Source organism: Brevundimonas sp. (genome assembly GCF_046299595.1).
Taxonomy (GTDB): domain Bacteria; phylum Pseudomonadota; class Alphaproteobacteria; order Caulobacterales; family Caulobacteraceae; genus Brevundimonas.
The window spans coordinates 2,082,914-2,097,369 of record NZ_JBKBHQ010000001.1; the positions used below are offsets into that span (position 1 = coordinate 2,082,914).

The window sequence follows — 14,456 nt, forward strand, 5'->3', positions numbered from 1 at the left end:
AATCCTAGGCGGCTTTGGGTTAACCGGGGGTGTCGAGACCCTCGAACAGGGCGGTTGACAGATAACGCTCGGCAAAGCTGGGCACGATGACCACGATCTGCTTGCCGGCGTTTTCGGGGCGGGCCGCGAGGCGGAACGCCGCCACCAGGGCCGCGCCCGAGCTGATGCCCACGGGCAGGCCTTCGATCCGGGCGGCCAGGCGCGCCATGGCAAAGGCGTCGTCGTTGCCGACCCGCTCCACCTGATCGATCACCTCGCGCTCAAGGATCGAGGGGACAAAGCCTGCCCCAATGCCCTGTATCTTGTGCGGGCCGGGCTCGCCGCCCGAGAGCACGGGCGAGGCCTCGGGCTCGACCGCCACCATCTGCAAGGCGGGCTTGCGCGCCTTCAGAACCTGTCCGACCCCGGTGATGGTGCCGCCGGTGCCCACGCCCGAGACGATGATGTCCACCTTGCCGCCGGTGTCGTTCCAGATTTCCTCGGCGGTCGAGGCGCGATGCACCGCAGGGTTGGCCGCATTGTCGAACTGCTGGGCCATGACGGCGCCGGGGGTGCTTTCCAGCAGCTCGAGCGCGTGCGCGATGGCACCTTTCATGCCCTTTTCGGCCGGAGTCAGCTCAAGCTCGGCACCCAGCAGCAGCAGCATCTTGCGCCGCTCGATGGACATGCTCTCAGGCATGACCAGGATCAGGCGATAGCCCTTGGCCGCCGCGACAAAGGCCAGGGCAATGCCGGTATTGCCACTGGTGGGCTCGATCAGGGTGTCGCCGGGCTTCAGGCGGCCTTGCGCCTCAAGCGCCTCGATCATGGCGGCACCGATGCGATCCTTGACCGAAGCTGCGGGGTTGAAGAACTCGAGCTTGGCCAGAACCTCGGCCCCGCCCGCATCCTCTCCCAGAACCTCGCGCGACAGGCGCGGCAGCCGGATGATCGGCGTGTCGCCGATGGTGTCGATCAGGCTGTCATAGATGCGCCCGCGCCCCTGTCGTCGAAAGCGGGCGGCGTCATAGGGCGTGGCGGTCATGGCGGGCATCCTCGCACCGGAAATCAAGGTCAGGAACATAGGCACGGCCGCGCGCGCGCCAATGGGAGGGCTCGAAGATTTCTTCGCACCCTTTGCGGCGGCGGGTGGGTGCGGCCAGTCCCGGCGTTAACACGGATGCGACCGGGGCTGACGTATCAAGGGCGACAATCTGCACGTCACGGTCGTGGGCGGGTCGAACGTGATCAGAGCGAGCGGCGTCTGAGTGCGCCGCTCTCATCATCTCGATCATTCTGGCCTTTCAGGAGCGTATTGCCATGCCTGCCCCCCCTGACACCCCTGCGCACGATGCGCGCAGGCCCGACCCGGACAATCCGACGCGCGACGCCATTGCGGTGTGTCAGGCCTCGGTCGTGCAGCGCACCCGTGCCGAAATGGACGGGCGCGAGGCGGCGCTGGTGATCCAGATGGTCGCGGCGATCAGCGCCGTGCCCGCACCGGACATTTCCTCGCCCCAGAGGCGCGACATGCGGACCTCGCGCGCACGCAGCATTGCCATGTATCTGGCCCACACGGCGCTGGGCTGGCCCTTGCAGCGCGTCGGCCAGGCGTTCGGCCGCAACCGCACCAGCGTCTCGCTGGCCTGCACCCGCGTGGAGGAGGCGAGGGATGATCAGGCGTTCGATCGCCTGCTCGAACAGCTCGAGGGATGCGTGCGCCTGATGAGCGGGCTTCAGGCCAACAGCGTCAATCTCAAGGTGATCCGATGAGCGCGCCTGCGGGTCTTGAGCGCGCCTCGCGCCTGCTGCGTGCGCCCGGTCACTGGCTGGAGGTGACCGACGAGGCCCTGCTGCTGCGCCATGGTCCTGACCGCCGCCGCCGCCCGGTCATGCGACTGTCCCTTGGTGCGTTGCAGCCCTTGAGCGAGCGGGCCGGGCTCAGGGCTGTGCCGGGCGAAGATGCGCGCGCTCTGGCATGTTCAGCCGCTTTGGAACAAAACAAGAACAAAATGGAGACAGCGCAGCGGGGCAGGGCCGGGCGGCCGGGTGTGGTCGAGGGCGTGGCATTGCGGCCCGACGACAGCGGTGCCCTCGTGGCCAGGCGGGTCAATCTGGCGGAATCGCCGCTCTACTGGCTGGCGCGCAGACGTGACCGCAATGGCGAACCGTGGCTGTCCCCGATCGAGGTGGCGGCGGGAGAGCGGCTGCGCAACGACTCGCTCATTGCTCTGCGCCAGCCGGGCCTGACCATGCGCTGGGATGCAGGCCCGCGCACGCCGAGGGGGCAGGGGCGCGACGTCTCGCCCATCCGTCGCATCGATGCGGAGCGCCGGGTCGAGGCGGCGCTGGCAGCGGTCAGGGCGCCGCTGCGGCCCATGCTGGTGCATGTGTGCGTGCGCGCCTCCAGCCTCGAGGTGGCCGAGCGAGGGCTGGGGCTGAAGCGGCGTGCGGGCCGCACGGTGCTGAAGTCGGCCTTGCAGGACCTGGCGCGGCACTACGCGCTCGTGTGAGGGGCTCAGGTGGCCCTGGCGGCATCCTCGCGGATGCGCGCGATCATGGCCGCAAGGCCGTTGGCGCGCTGGCTGGAGAGGGCCGATCCCAGGCCCAGCCGCGCCACTGCGGCACCGGCGTCGAAATCGAGGATCTCGCGCGCCGTGCGCCCCGAATAGAGCGTGAGCAGCACGGCGATCAGACCGCGCACGATGTGGGCATCGGAATCGCCGCGAAAGTGCAGCACATCGCCCTCGCGCGCGCTGACCAGCCAGACCTGACTGGCACAGCCCGAGACCCTGGTATCGGCGTTGCGCTCGTGATCGCTCAGGGGCTCGAGTGCGCGGCCCATGTCGATGACATGGCGATAGCGCTCCTCCCACTCGCCCAGCAGGTCGAAGGACTCGGCCATGTCGTCGAGGGTAGCGTCCATGGAGAGGGGCTGGCCGGGCGGCAGGGTCATGGCGCGGGCTTAGACAATGCGGCGCTCAAGCTCAATGCCGATGGATGCGGCCCATGGATGCGGCCCATGGATGCGGCCCAAGGATGCGGCGCATTGATGCGGGCCAAGGATGCGACATTGGGACGGGCGCTCATCGTGGTGCTTTCGCCTGAGACGGGAGCGGCCTCGCGCGCTCGCGGGCCAGTGCCTAATGTCCGGCCTGATCGGTCCACTGAGGAAAAGCCCTGACCGGTGCGGGGAATCAGGGTCTAGATTGAGAGTTTCGCACCTTCGAGACCGCGTTCATCCCGAGCGCACTCGCCCGACCGCAGCCCTCCCGGAAGCCCAGTTCTTGTCCAGCCCCGCCCCTGACAAGCCCAAAGCGGTCCCGCCCGCCCAGCGGGCAGATGCGAAAGGGGCCGTGCCGCGCGCAGAAGTGGCCATGCTGGCGGCATGGCACGCGGCCTTTGTCGTGGGGCTGGGCATACTGGTGCTGCTCCATGCGGCGCTGGGGCGGCCGCTGTCGCCCATGGAGGCCGGAGCCCTGCTGGTGATCGCCCTGCCGGGGCTGGCGGGGCTGGGGCTGATGCTGCGCGATCAGGCGTCGGACCGGCTGGGCCTCGTGCTGGTCTGGGGTCTGACGGCGGCGATCGTGCTGGCCCTGACGGGCGGGGCCTCGGGGCTGATGAGCGCCCTGTCGCTGATGCCGCTGCTGGCGGGGGTGCTGCTGGCGCGTCCCGGCCTCAGCCGCAGGCTGGTGCTGGCGGGAGCTGCGGCCTCGATCACGGCGGTGATGGCGGGGCTGCTGGCCTCGCGCTACATCGCCGCCCCCGCGCCCGGCACCCTGTGGGAGGGCGTGCCCATGCTGGTGCTGGTGATCCTGATGGCGCTGGGTGCGCTGCTGATCGGCTGGCACCGGCGCGAGGCGGCGCTGGAGCGGGCGCTGGGCTCGCTGTCGCGGCTCGAGGCCCTGATGGCCGGTCAGCCGGGGCTGACCGTGGTGCTCGATGCCAGCGGGCATCTTCATGCGGCCTATGGCACCGCCCCGCCGGGCCTCGATGTCGGTGCCCTGTTCGATGACGGACTGATCGCGGCGGTTCATGCGCCGGATCGTCAGGGGCTGGTCGAGGCGCTCGCTGCGGCCTCGGCGGGCCTGCAGGTGAGGCAGGCGCTGTTTGCGCCGCGCGTGGCGCTGGACCGCAGGGTGCAGTTTCTGGTGCGCGCGCTGGGCGATGAGGAGGGCCGCCTGATCGCGACCCTGACCGATGCCACCTTGCAGCACGCGCGCGAGCTGACGCTGGAGGCCGAGCGCAGCGAAGCGCTGAGCGACAGCGCGGGCAAGACGCGCTTTCTGGCCAACATGAGCCACGAGCTGCGCACGCCGCTCAATGCCGTACTGGGCTTTTCCGACATGATGCGCCAGCGCCTGTTCGGGCCTCTGCCCGACAAGTATGTCGAGCACGCCAGCGCCATCCACGAGGCGGGCACGCACCTGCTCGACCTGATCAACGATGTGCTCGATGTCAGCAAGATCGAGGCGCGGCGCTATGAGCTGAACCGCGAGCGTTTCGATGCACGCGAGGCCATCACCGCCGCCATGACCCTGATCCGCGTCTCGGCGGCCGACAAGGGCGTGGAGCTGGCCGGGGTGCTGCCGCCCGAGCCCCTGATGGTCGATGCGGATCGCCGCGCGCTGAAACAGGTCACGCTCAATCTGCTGTCCAATGCCGTCAAGTTCACGCCGCGCGGCGGACACGTCAGCGTCAGTGCCCAGGCCATCGGCCCCTATCTGGAACTGGTGGTGGCGGACACAGGCGTGGGCATCGCGCCCGAGGACGTGGCGCGTCTGGGCCAGCCCTTCGTGCAGGTCGGACGCGAGGACCAGCGCAGCCTCGGCACCGGGCTGGGCCTGTCACTGGTGCGGGCTCTGGCCGAGCTGCATCAGGGGCGCATGACCATCGAGAGCACCCTGGGCGAGGGCACGGCGGTCACGGTGCGCCTTCCGGTGGTCGAGGTGGCACGCATCCCCATCCCCGAGGATGCGAAGGACAAGGTGGTCAGTCTGGATGCGCTGGACCGGCGCGGCCTGCGTGGCCCGACCGACGCGGGCACCGGCGAGCGCAGCGGCTCTACGGATGGCGAAGGCGCCTGAACCCGCCGGGGCGGCAGGGGCCGTTCGGGGATCGAACCCCTCGCGCCCGTCTGGCTTTTCCAACCGATCTCGGACTTTAGAGAAGCCCGCTCCCCTCGGGTCTGGCAGGCATCTCATTGCCCCAGCAGGAAGCGAGTTCTCGCAACGCCCTGTCGTAAAACTCTGCCAGAGGCCCATCGTTGGCCATGAATGTCACCTGGTGCCCACTCTGAGAGCTTGTATCCGGGTTCATTACCCCGCGTGCCGACACCTCATAAACCAGCCCTGTTTGCACCGGAAGTGGCCAGCGTCGGCCAGGCCCGAAAAAATCGAGACCCATGGGGGGCAGTTGTCTGAAGTTCTCTATGACCGTTGAGATCTGAGGGCATGTATCTGAACTCGCCCATCTGGGGTTTCTCTCGGCACCTCGAGTGAAACCCATGTTCAGCATGACCCAGTTTTCGTGAGTGACGCCATCACGAAACTGAATGAATCGATATCCCATCACGGTCGTCACCTGTAAATGACGGATGTCCGTGTGTGTGAACTGTATAGTTGGCAGTTGCTCAAAGTGGCGTACAAACCGCATGCGCTGTTGAAATGCAGCAAGAGCGTGTGAGGCCTCCTCTTGCGTCAGACCATTGAAATCAAAAGCCCCTCCCGGCTCCCAGACACTGGGTGGCGATGAGGGGGTCTGGGCGATTGAGACGCTGGCGAGACAGAGCGTACAGAACGCGGCGATCAGCGCTCCGGCGCGGCCTGCGGCTGGGATGCTTCTCATCGACCGGCTCCTCATTCATTGCACGGCGGCAGGGGCTGTTCGGGGATCGAACCCCTCGCGCCTATCTCGCTTACAGAGGTGCCCAGGGTCAGAGCCAAGTGCCACCTTCTGGTCTGGCGGGCGTCTCGTCACCCCAGCAGGAAGCGAGTTCTCTGAGCGCCATCATAACAAATGCCTCGACGGGTCCATCAAGTGCCGAATAGGTCACGATGTTGTCGCCATGGGAGCGAGGATCGTCCTGCATGACACCGCGGGACGACACCTCAAAGCGCAAGCTGGCGCTGACGGGGGCGGGCCAGCGCCTGCCCGGTCCGAAGAAATCTAGGCCAAGTGCCGGCAGATTGCGGAAGCTCTCGATGACCGTGGCCATCTGAGGGCAGGTGTCGGAGCTTGCCCACCGCGGCTCTGACTCCACGCCCTGGGAGAAACCCGTTCTCATCATGACCCAGTTTTCGTGGGTGACGCCATCACGATGCTGAATGAAGCGATATCCGAGTACGATGGATGTCTGCACATGACGGTTGTCGAACATGACGAAGTGAATCAGGGCGCGTTCCCCAGCGTAGCGGGTAAAACGCATCCGATCATGGAAGGCGGAACGCGCTTCTTGCGCCTGCTCACGCGTCAGACCACCGTAATAAAAGGGTCCGCCCGGCTCCCACGGGCTGGCCTGAGAGGGCTGCTGTGCCAGCGAGGTGCTGGCAAGTAGTAACGCGCAAACGGCCAAGGCCAGCGCTCCGGCGCGGCCTGCGGCTGGGATGCTTCTCATCGACCGGCTCCTCATTCACTGCACGGCGGCAGGGAGAATGAGCGCACAACCGCCGCGCGTGGGCCAGTCAATCTGGCGTTATCGGGCCGGCGTTAGCAGGCTGGCGTCAGCAGGCGGCATCAAGCCTCAGGAAAAGGCGGCCTTGAGGCGATCAAGCTGGCTCTGCACGGGGTTTTCCACCGCGTCGGGTGCCGCTTCGAGATACATGCGCCGGTCCAGATAGATCACCCGCTCCAGCAGCTTTTCAGAGCGCACCATGTGCTCGATCAGGGCGATGGGCAGGTCCGGGTGCGAGGGCTCGCTGCGGCTGACAGGGCCGACATTGAGGCGATAGCGCGCATCGCAGGCCAGCTCGGGCGCCATGTCGCCCTCGCGCACCGCGCGCTGGACCAGCAGCCACGAGGCGATCTGCATCAGGCGCGTGGTCAGGGCCATGCTCTCGGCTGCATAGGAAAGGGCGGCCTGTCGCGACAGCAGGCGAGAGTCGCGCCGGCCCTCGCCATCCAGATAGGCGGCGGTGTCCTCGACCAGTTCCATGCCGTCACGGAAGGTGCGCTCGAACAGCTCGGAACGGGCGAAATCCCGCACTACGGCCGCGCGGCTGGCGATGGCATCGGGGGCGGCAGGGCCCGTATCGGCGGCGGCTTCGACCATACGCTGTTCAAACCTCTACTGACGCGCAGCCAGACAAGCTGACGCAACTGGGCCTTTGTGTGCAACCCCCGTGCCAGCCGTGACAGCCAAAGGCGGCGGGGCCGTGACATTCGTGCACGCCGCTGTGTGCCGCGCTTTTCTAGTCCGCCCCGCCCTTGAACGAGAACAGCGCGTCGGCGGCAGACTTGCGCGCCTGTTTCGACGACAGGGCCGCCTCGGCGCGCGCGATCTCGGCACGAAGCGTCTCGATGCGGGCCTGAAGCTCCTCGGTGCCTTGCAGGTCCAGATCCTCGCGGGTCAGGGCGCGCAGGGCGGCATCGCGAGAGGCGCGCGGCTCTGAGTCGTCGAACACCATCTGGCTTCCTCCCTCTGCATCCAGACTTTAGAGAACGCCCATCGGCGCGTGATTTCAAGAGCGCGGCCATGGCAGGTGGCAGGGAGACGAGCCCGATGGCGGAGATGAAGGTCGTGGAGATCACGCCGGGCGTGCGCGGGCCGGAGGCTCTGGTGATCGCGACGCGGGCGCGGCCCGAGCCCGGCCCTGGCGAGGTGCGCATCAAGGTGGCGGCGGCGGGCGTGAACCGTCCCGATGTGCTTCAGCGCATGGGGCTCTATCCGCCGCCCGAGGGGGCGTCCGACATTCCCGGCCTTGAGGTTTCGGGCGTGGTCGATGCGCTGGGGGAGGGGGCCGATGCCGCATGGCTGGGAGCGAGGGTCTGTGCCCTGCTTGCAGGCGGTGGCTATGGCCAGTGGGTCACGGTGGATCAGCGCCACCTGATGCCTGTGCCCGATCACATGGCCCTGAGCGATGCGGCGGCCCTGCCCGAGACCGTGATCACGGTCCATGCCAATGTGTTCGAGGCGGGCGGGCTGAAAGGCGGGGAGACCCTGCTGGTCCACGGAGCCACCAGCGGCATCGGCGTCACCGCCATCGCTCTGGCAAAGGCGGCGGGCGCGCGTGTGGTCGCCACCTCGCGCGGGGCGGACAAGGCCGAGGCGGCGCGGGCGCTGGGTGCGGATGTGGCCATCGATGCCAGCGCCGGGCCATGGCAGGCCGGGGCCGAGGCGGCCGGCGGGGCCGATGTGATCCTTGATATGGTGGGTGCAGGGTATGCGCGGGCCAATCTGGCGGTGCTGAAACCCGGCGGGCGCTGGGTGGTGATCGCCTTTCAGTCCGGAGCCCTGGCCGAGGTCGATCTGATGACGCTGATGCGAAAGCAGGCGGTGCTGACGGGATCGACCCTGCGCGCGCGATCAGATGACGAGAAGGCGCGCCTGATCGCCCAGGTCCGGCAGCGTCACTGGCCGCTGATCGACAGCGGCGCGGCGCGCATCCCGGTCAGTGCGCGCTTTGCCCTGGACAAGGCTGTGGACGCCCACCGCCTGATGGAAGCGGGCGTCCACACGGGAAAGATCATCCTCGATCTGGAGGCGTGAGCCTTAGCGCAGGGGGCGCATCGAGGAGATGGTGTCGTTCAGGCCATGCTGGCGCAGGTTGCGAACGTCACCGTCGAACACCTGGCAGCGGCCGCGGAAGTTGGCGTCGCTGCACACCAGCCAGCTGCCGCGCAGACGCATGGAGCTTATGCGGTCGTTGAAGCCGGTGCGGTCGAGGTTGGGCATCTCGCCACGGAAGGTGGTCGAGGCACCGCGATAATCGGCATCGACATAGACGGTGATCTCGCTGCGACCACCCCAGCCGCCGCCGGGACGACCGGGACGGCCATCATTCCAGCCACCGCCGGGACGGTTCCAGCCGTCACGCCCGCCATACCAGCATTGCAGGCGGCCGTCGTTGTTGCCGATCTGGGCGCCGCGGCACTCGTCGACGCGGATCGAGGTGCGCACCCACTGGGCACGGCGCGTCTGGCAGACGGCATAGAGGGTGCCGCCGCGCACGCTGATGTCACGGCAGGTGTCCTGATAGGGCCCGCGGGGGCCGGGCTGGGCCTCGGCCGTGGAAGGGGCGCTGAGGGCAACGCCCCCGATGATGGCTGCGGCCAGGCCGCTCAGGCCAAGGGCGGTGATCTTTTTCATGGGTCTCTCCCGAACAGTCCTGATGGGATAACGCTGTAACTGTCCGTGAGGGTGCAACCGCGCGCCTGAACGCAAGCTGTATGGGAAGTTCGCTCTCGTTCAGACTTGTTCAGGGGTGTCGAGGGGGCGGGCGAGCGTTCGAAGCCCGTTTTCTTTTCAGCCGTCACACACTATAGAGAGTCATCACGCGCCCGGCCGAAAGGCCGGGCGCCGCCGTTTCGGGCCGGGCCCACAAGCCTTGCGCCCCCACGTCAAGAAAGAGCGAGACAGTCCATGTCCCAAATCCTCATGCCCAAGGCCACGGCAGTCTGGCTGGTGGAGAACACCGCGCTCACCTTCGAGCAGATCGCCGAGTTCTGCGGCCTGCACCCGCTGGAGGTGCGCGGCATCGCCGATGGCGACGTGGCCCGCGACATTCGTGGCGCAGACCCGATCATGAACGGCCAGCTCACCCACGAGGAACTGGACAAGGCGCAGGCCGATGCCAGCTATCGCATGAAGGCCGTGGTCAGCCGCCATGCCGAGCTGCTCAAGCCGACCAAGAAGACGCCGCGTTACACGCCCGTCTCGCGCCGTCAGGACCGCCCCGATGCGATTATGTGGTTCGTCAAGAACCACCCCGAAGTGACGGACGCCCAGATCTCCAAGCTGCTGGGCACCACCAAGTCCACCATCGAGAGCGTGCGCGGGCGCACCCACTGGAACAGCGCCAACATCAAGCCGGTGGACCCGGTGACCCTGGGCCTGTGCGGCCAGATCGAGCTGGACGCGGTGATCCGCAAGGCGGCCGAGAAGGCCGGCAAGACCGACGCGGGCCGTACCCTGCTTGAAGATCAGGCCGATGAGACCCCCGCCGCGCCCGAGGCCATTGAGACCGAGGAGATCGACGAGCGCCGCGGGCCGGAGCCCGACGCGGCTTCGGTCTTTAGCGACTTCACCGACGAGGGCGGCGAGGACTGACCGTCTGAGCCCGATACTGTGATCCGGGCGGCGATCCGGCACGTCAGCAGCAAAAAAGCCCCGCCGGACAACCGGCGGGGCTTTTCGCTATCTCAGTGGTGCTGGCCCTGAAGCGCTTCGATCTGTTCCTTCAGCCGAAGTTTTCGTCGCTTCATTTCCTTGAGCTCAAGGGCATCTGCGCTCGGTCGGATCATTTCCTTCTGGATCGCTTCGTCGAGGGTGCGGTGACGATTTCCGAGTTCGCGAATGCGAGCGTCAATGCTCATAGCTTGCGCCTCCTTCTCTAAGGGACCATTCATCCAACACCTGAAAGGGGCGGATGTGGAGTCTTTTCGGCGATCATCCGATCACACATCGAGGAGGCCATATGAGCGGGGCGAGAAAGCGGCTGATCGTGGGTATCAGTGGTGCATCCGGGATTGTCTATGGAGTCCGGGCACTTGAGATGGCACGCGCCCTCGATGTGGAGACGCATCTGGTCGTATCGCGCGCGGGTGCCATGACCCTGTCCCAGGAAACCGATCTCTCGCTGGCCGACCTGAAGGCCATGGCCGACGAGGTTCATGGCATCAACGATGTGGGCGCCTCCATCGCCTCGGGCTCGTTCCGCACGCTCGGCATGATCGTTGCGCCGTGCTCGGTGCGCACCTTCAGCGAGATCGCCACGGGCGTGACCAGCTCGCTGCTGACGCGCGCGGCCGACGTGACCTTGAAGGAGCGCCGCCCGCTGGTCCTGATGGTGCGCGAGAGCCCGCTGCACCTCGGCCACCTGCGCTCTCTGGCGGCTCTGGCCGAGATGGGGGCCAGCATCGTGCCGCCGGTGCCCGCCTTCTATACCCGCCCCCAAAGCGTGGCCGAGATCGTCGATCAGTCCGTGGGCCGCGCGCTGGACCTGTTCGGTCTGGACTGGGGGGGCACCCGGCGCTGGCAGGGGATGGAGCCGCAGTGAGCGAGGACGCACGCTCGTTCTGGGACTGGGCCGTGCAGGCCTATGGCGGCGAGGGCGTCAGCGAGGCCTGCCTTGGCCTTCAGGACGATCACGGCCTGAGCGTGCCGCTGCTGCTGTGGGCCGCTTGGTGCGCGCACACCGGCAGGCATCCTGATGCCGAAACCATCGAGGCCGCCGCAGACCTAGCCTCGAACTGGGAGGCCGCGATCATCGGGCCGGTGCGCGCCTTGCGCCGCCGTCTCAAGCAGCGCCTGCTCGATGTGGACGATGCGGTGCGCGAAGACATCCGCGCCGACATCAAGGCGGTGGAACTCAAGGCCGAAGCCGGGCTGATCGGGGCGCTCGAAGTGCTGGCCCCGGCACCTGCCGGCACCCCTGAGCGGTCCATCGCCCTGATGGTGGCCGTCGCCTCGCACAGTGCGCGCGCCCTGCCTCGACCTGCGCTTCAGAACCTTGCGGATCGGCTTTGGGCGGCGCGGTGAACTGCGCTATATTGGCCCGTGTCGTGCTGCGGCCATCTCCTTGAGGGGAATCCTGCGTCCATGAGAGAAGAAGACGCTTCGGTCATCGAGCTGAAATCGAAAGAGCGCGGGCCGGATGCGCCTGTCAGCGCTCCGGTTCAGGACATGGAGGCAGAAGTCGAGGCCAGCCAGACCCTGGCCTATCAGCGCGCCTTGCGCGAGCGGCTGGCCGAGCTGCGCCAGGAGCATCTGGACCTGGCCGCCTCCATCGAGGCGCTGGGCGCCATGCCCGTGCCCGATCAGCTTACCATCGCGCGCCTCAAGCGCCGCAAGCTGGCGCTGAAGGACGAGATCACCCGGCTTGACGACGAGATCCTGCCCGACATCATCGCCTGATCCGCCTCAGCGCGAAGGCTTCTTGCGCACCCACATGGCCGCATCGGCCTCGGCCAGCCAGACTTCGGCATCGGCCTGACCGGCGAGCGGGCGCACGCCGAAGGCACCGTTCACGACCACCTGCCGCCCGTTCCACTCGAAGCCTCGCGATGCCAGTGCCTCACCCAGCGCACGCGCCTTTTCGCGGCCATCGTCGAGGGCGGCGTTCATCAGCAGCAGCGCGAACTCATCGCCGCCCAGCCGACCCAGCGCATCGCTCTCGCGCAGATTGGCCTTGAGGGTCTCGGCCACATGGATCAGGGCGGCATCGCCCGCCGCGTGGCCCAGATCGTCATTGATGCGCTTGAAGCCATCCAGATCGAGATAGATCAGGCTGGCGGGCACGTCATGGCGGGCGCAATAGGCCATGGCGCGGTTCAGCACCTCGACGAAGCCGCGCCGGTTCAAGGTGGGGGTCAGCACATCGTGGTCCGCCGCCGCCTCGGCCGCCTCGGCCCGTGCGCGCATGGCCTCGAGATCGCGGGTCAGGCGCTCGACCTCGGCGCGCAGCAGCGCCAGCTCGTCGCTCTCGCCTTTAGCTGGCTGGCTCGTCTCGCGCAGGGCCTGAGGGGACATCGGGTCCGATCCCGTGGAACACAGTGCGGCGGGCACCGACTCAAGCGCCCGTGGCCCGTGCCCATGCTAGTGCCACAGGGCCAAAGCGCAAAGACGCCAGATGCGGACCCGCGCGGTTGTGATAAGGGCCGTCTTGACATAACGTCCGCGCCCTTTCCGAAGGTTTGCTGCCCCGAGACCCCGATGACCCACAGCCCCGCCGTCGCCATCGTCATGGGCAGCCGCTCGGACTGGCCGACCATGAAGCACGCCGCCGACGCCCTCGATCAGCTTGGCGTGGCGTGGGAGGCCAAGGTGGTCTCGGCGCACCGCACCCCCAATCGCCTGGTGGCCTTCTCCAGTGGCGCCCGCGCGGCAGGGTTTCGCGTCATCATCGCAGGGGCGGGCGGCGCGGCGCACCTGCCGGGCATGGTGGCATCCATGACCGCGCTGCCCGTGCTGGGTGTGCCGGTCAAGAGCCGCGCGCTGGCCGGGCTGGATTCGCTTCTGTCCATCGTGCAGATGCCCGGCGGCGTGCCCGTGGGCACCCTGGCCATAGGCAAGGCCGGCGCGCGCAACGCAGGGCTGCTCGCTGCCCAGATACTGGCCCTGTCGGACGAGGCCCTGGCCGGGCGGGTCGAGGCGATGCGCCAGCAGCAGACCGACAGCGTGCTCGAGAGCGTCGAGGACTGAGTGCCGGACCTGCCGCTTTCCCCCGGATCGAGCATCGGCATCCTCGGCGGTGGCCAGCTTGGCCGGATGCTGTCGCAGGCGGCATCGCGCCTGGGCTTCGACGTCGTGATCCTCGATCCCGAGGACAACAGCCCCGCCGGGCGCGTCTCGCGCGGCCAGATCGTGGCGGCCTATGACAACGAGACCGCTCTCGATGTGATGGGGCGGGTCTGCGATGTCGTCACCTTCGAGTTCGAGAACGTGCCTGCCTCGTCGGTCGAGCGGCTGGCGCGTGCGGGCGCTCTGGTGGCACCGGGGCCGATGGCCCTGGCGGTGGCGCAGGACCGGGTGAGCGAAAAGACCTATCTGAACGCGGTCGGAGCCACGACCGTGGATTTCGCCGCCGTGGACGATCTGGAGGGTTTGAGGGCCGCGCTGGATGTCATCGGCCTGCCGGCCCTGCTCAAGACCCGGCGCGAGGGCTATGACGGCAAGGGCCAGGTCTGGATCCGCCGCAAGGGCGATGCGCGCAGGGCCTGGGAGGCCATCGGCGCGCGCCCGGCCATCCTCGAGGCCAGGGCCGATTTCGAGCGCGAGCTGTCGATCATTGCCGCGCGCGGGCGCGATGGCGCAGTGGGGCTGTATCCGCCCGGAGAGAACGTGCACGAAGGGGGCATCCTTCGCACCACCACCGCCCCGGCTACCTTGTCGCCCGCGGTCTCGAGGCGCGCGCGCGCCATTGCCGAGGCGGTGCTGGACGGGCTCGACTATGTGGGCGTCATGGGCATCGAGCTGTTCGCACTGAAGGGCGGGCGGCTGCTGGTCAACGAGATCGCCCCGCGCGTGCACAACACCGGCCATTGGACCCAGGACGGCTGCGCCTGTGACCAGTTCGAGCAGCACATCCGCGCCATAGCGGGCTGGCCGCTGGGCAGCTTCGAGGCCCAGGCGCGCGTCGAGATGACCAATCTGCTCGGTCCCGAGGTCGAGCAGTGGCGCACGGCGTCGGGCGAGGCCGGGGCCTGCGTGCATCTCTATGGCAAGGGCGAGGCGCGCGCGGGCCGCAAGATGGGCCACATCAACCGGGTGCTCGGCCCTGCCCGTCAGGCGCGTGCCCGCTGAGGCCCTTCCGTCATGC

Annotated in this window: 18 protein-coding genes; 10 read left to right on the top strand and 8 right to left on the bottom strand. The window is 67.9% G+C overall.

What is annotated here, in order from left to right; genetic code table 11:
• Window positions 1-19 precede the first annotated feature (19 nt).
• Window positions 20-1,024: a cysteine synthase A gene (cysK, locus tag ACK4E3_RS10275; protein WP_409700124.1), complete on the bottom strand. Its 1,005-nt coding sequence runs from the start codon at window positions 1,022-1,024 to the stop codon at window positions 20-22.
• A 275-nt stretch (window positions 1,025-1,299) separates the two neighbouring features.
• Between cysK and ACK4E3_RS10280 the strand changes: the two genes are divergently transcribed.
• Window positions 1,300-1,752, top strand: coding sequence for a helix-turn-helix domain-containing protein (locus tag ACK4E3_RS10280; RefSeq protein ID WP_409700127.1), 453 nt, complete (start codon window positions 1,300-1,302; stop codon window positions 1,750-1,752).
• On the top strand, window positions 1,749-2,492 hold the full coding sequence (locus tag ACK4E3_RS10285) for a DUF6456 domain-containing protein (RefSeq protein WP_409700130.1): 744 nt from the start codon (window positions 1,749-1,751) through the stop codon (window positions 2,490-2,492). The genes ACK4E3_RS10280 and ACK4E3_RS10285 overlap by 4 nt, the downstream gene beginning before the upstream one ends.
• 5 nt (window positions 2,493-2,497) lie before the next feature.
• Here the strand turns inward: ACK4E3_RS10285 and ACK4E3_RS10290 are convergent, their stop codons facing one another.
• Window positions 2,498-2,935: a SufE family protein gene (locus ACK4E3_RS10290; protein WP_409700133.1), complete on the bottom strand. Its 438-nt coding sequence runs from the start codon at window positions 2,933-2,935 to the stop codon at window positions 2,498-2,500.
• A gap of 400 nt (window positions 2,936-3,335) precedes the next feature.
• On the opposite strand from ACK4E3_RS10290, the gene ACK4E3_RS10295 reads away from it, so the two are divergent.
• Window positions 3,336-5,066 carry a sensor histidine kinase gene (locus tag ACK4E3_RS10295; RefSeq protein WP_409700136.1) on the top strand — a complete coding sequence of 577 codons (1,731 nt, stop codon included), beginning with the start codon at window positions 3,336-3,338 and terminating at the stop codon, window positions 5,064-5,066.
• Between the two features lie 848 nt (window positions 5,067-5,914).
• Here ACK4E3_RS10295 and ACK4E3_RS10300 read toward each other — a convergent pair.
• The 3 genes from ACK4E3_RS10300 to ACK4E3_RS10310 all read right to left on the bottom strand — a co-directional run bounded on the left by ACK4E3_RS10300 (window position 5,915) and on the right by ACK4E3_RS10310 (window position 7,604).
• Window positions 5,915-6,595: a hypothetical protein gene (locus ACK4E3_RS10300; protein WP_409700139.1), complete on the bottom strand. Its 681-nt coding sequence runs from the start codon at window positions 6,593-6,595 to the stop codon at window positions 5,915-5,917.
• Window positions 6,596-6,721: 126 nt separating this feature from the next.
• A complete protein-coding gene (locus ACK4E3_RS10305; RefSeq protein ID WP_409700142.1) occupies window positions 6,722-7,249 on the bottom strand; it encodes a DUF1465 family protein in 528 nt (175 codons plus the stop codon).
• A 139-nt stretch (window positions 7,250-7,388) separates the two neighbouring features.
• The gene (locus ACK4E3_RS10310) at window positions 7,389-7,604 is read right to left on the bottom strand and encodes a DUF1192 family protein (protein ID WP_409700144.1); all 216 of its coding nucleotides are present in this window, start codon (window positions 7,602-7,604) and stop codon (window positions 7,389-7,391) included.
• Window positions 7,605-7,699: 95 nt separating this feature from the next.
• On the opposite strand from ACK4E3_RS10310, the gene ACK4E3_RS10315 reads away from it, so the two are divergent.
• On the top strand, window positions 7,700-8,686 hold the full coding sequence (locus ACK4E3_RS10315) for an NAD(P)H-quinone oxidoreductase (RefSeq protein ID WP_409700147.1): 987 nt from the start codon (window positions 7,700-7,702) through the stop codon (window positions 8,684-8,686).
• A gap of 3 nt (window positions 8,687-8,689) precedes the next feature.
• Here ACK4E3_RS10315 and ACK4E3_RS10320 read toward each other — a convergent pair whose 3' ends face one another.
• Window positions 8,690-9,286, bottom strand: a complete 597-nt coding sequence (locus ACK4E3_RS10320; RefSeq protein ID WP_409700150.1) for a beta/gamma crystallin-related protein — start codon at window positions 9,284-9,286, stop codon at window positions 8,690-8,692.
• Window positions 9,287-9,559: 273 nt separating this feature from the next.
• On the opposite strand from ACK4E3_RS10320, the gene ACK4E3_RS10325 reads away from it, so the two are divergent.
• A complete protein-coding gene (locus ACK4E3_RS10325) occupies window positions 9,560-10,246 on the top strand; it encodes a DUF1013 domain-containing protein (protein ID WP_409700153.1) in 687 nt (228 codons plus the stop codon).
• A 92-nt stretch (window positions 10,247-10,338) separates the two neighbouring features.
• Here ACK4E3_RS10325 and ACK4E3_RS10330 read toward each other — a convergent pair whose 3' ends face one another.
• Window positions 10,339-10,512 (bottom strand): YdcH family protein, encoded by a 174-nt coding sequence (locus tag ACK4E3_RS10330; protein WP_409700156.1) that lies wholly within the window; start codon window positions 10,510-10,512, stop codon window positions 10,339-10,341.
• 101 nt (window positions 10,513-10,613) lie between these two features.
• On the opposite strand from ACK4E3_RS10330, the gene ACK4E3_RS10335 reads away from it, so the two are divergent.
• From ACK4E3_RS10335 to ACK4E3_RS10345, 3 genes are all read left to right on the top strand, one after another.
• A complete protein-coding gene (locus tag ACK4E3_RS10335; protein ID WP_409700159.1) occupies window positions 10,614-11,195 on the top strand; it encodes a UbiX family flavin prenyltransferase in 582 nt (193 codons plus the stop codon).
• Window positions 11,192-11,677, top strand: coding sequence for a TIGR02444 family protein (locus ACK4E3_RS10340; protein WP_409700162.1), 486 nt, complete (start codon window positions 11,192-11,194; stop codon window positions 11,675-11,677). The genes ACK4E3_RS10335 and ACK4E3_RS10340 overlap by 4 nt, the downstream gene beginning before the upstream one ends.
• 144 nt (window positions 11,678-11,821) lie before the next feature.
• Window positions 11,822-12,052 carry a YdcH family protein gene (locus ACK4E3_RS10345; RefSeq protein ID WP_409701241.1) on the top strand — a complete coding sequence of 77 codons (231 nt, stop codon included), beginning with the start codon at window positions 11,822-11,824 and terminating at the stop codon, window positions 12,050-12,052.
• Window positions 12,053-12,058: 6 nt separating this feature from the next.
• Here ACK4E3_RS10345 and ACK4E3_RS10350 read toward each other — a convergent pair whose 3' ends face one another.
• Window positions 12,059-12,667 (bottom strand): GGDEF domain-containing protein, encoded by a 609-nt coding sequence (locus ACK4E3_RS10350; RefSeq protein ID WP_409700165.1) that lies wholly within the window; start codon window positions 12,665-12,667, stop codon window positions 12,059-12,061.
• 183 nt (window positions 12,668-12,850) lie between these two features.
• Here ACK4E3_RS10350 and purE point away from each other — a divergent pair, with 183 nt between their 5' ends.
• Together purE and ACK4E3_RS10360 are read left to right on the top strand one after the other, a co-directional pair.
• The gene (gene purE, locus ACK4E3_RS10355) at window positions 12,851-13,339 is read left to right on the top strand and encodes a 5-(carboxyamino)imidazole ribonucleotide mutase (RefSeq protein WP_409700168.1); all 489 of its coding nucleotides are present in this window, start codon (window positions 12,851-12,853) and stop codon (window positions 13,337-13,339) included.
• Window positions 13,340-14,440, top strand: coding sequence for a 5-(carboxyamino)imidazole ribonucleotide synthase (locus tag ACK4E3_RS10360; RefSeq protein WP_409700171.1), 1,101 nt, complete (start codon window positions 13,340-13,342; stop codon window positions 14,438-14,440).
• The last annotated feature ends 16 nt before the right edge of the window (window positions 14,441-14,456 follow it).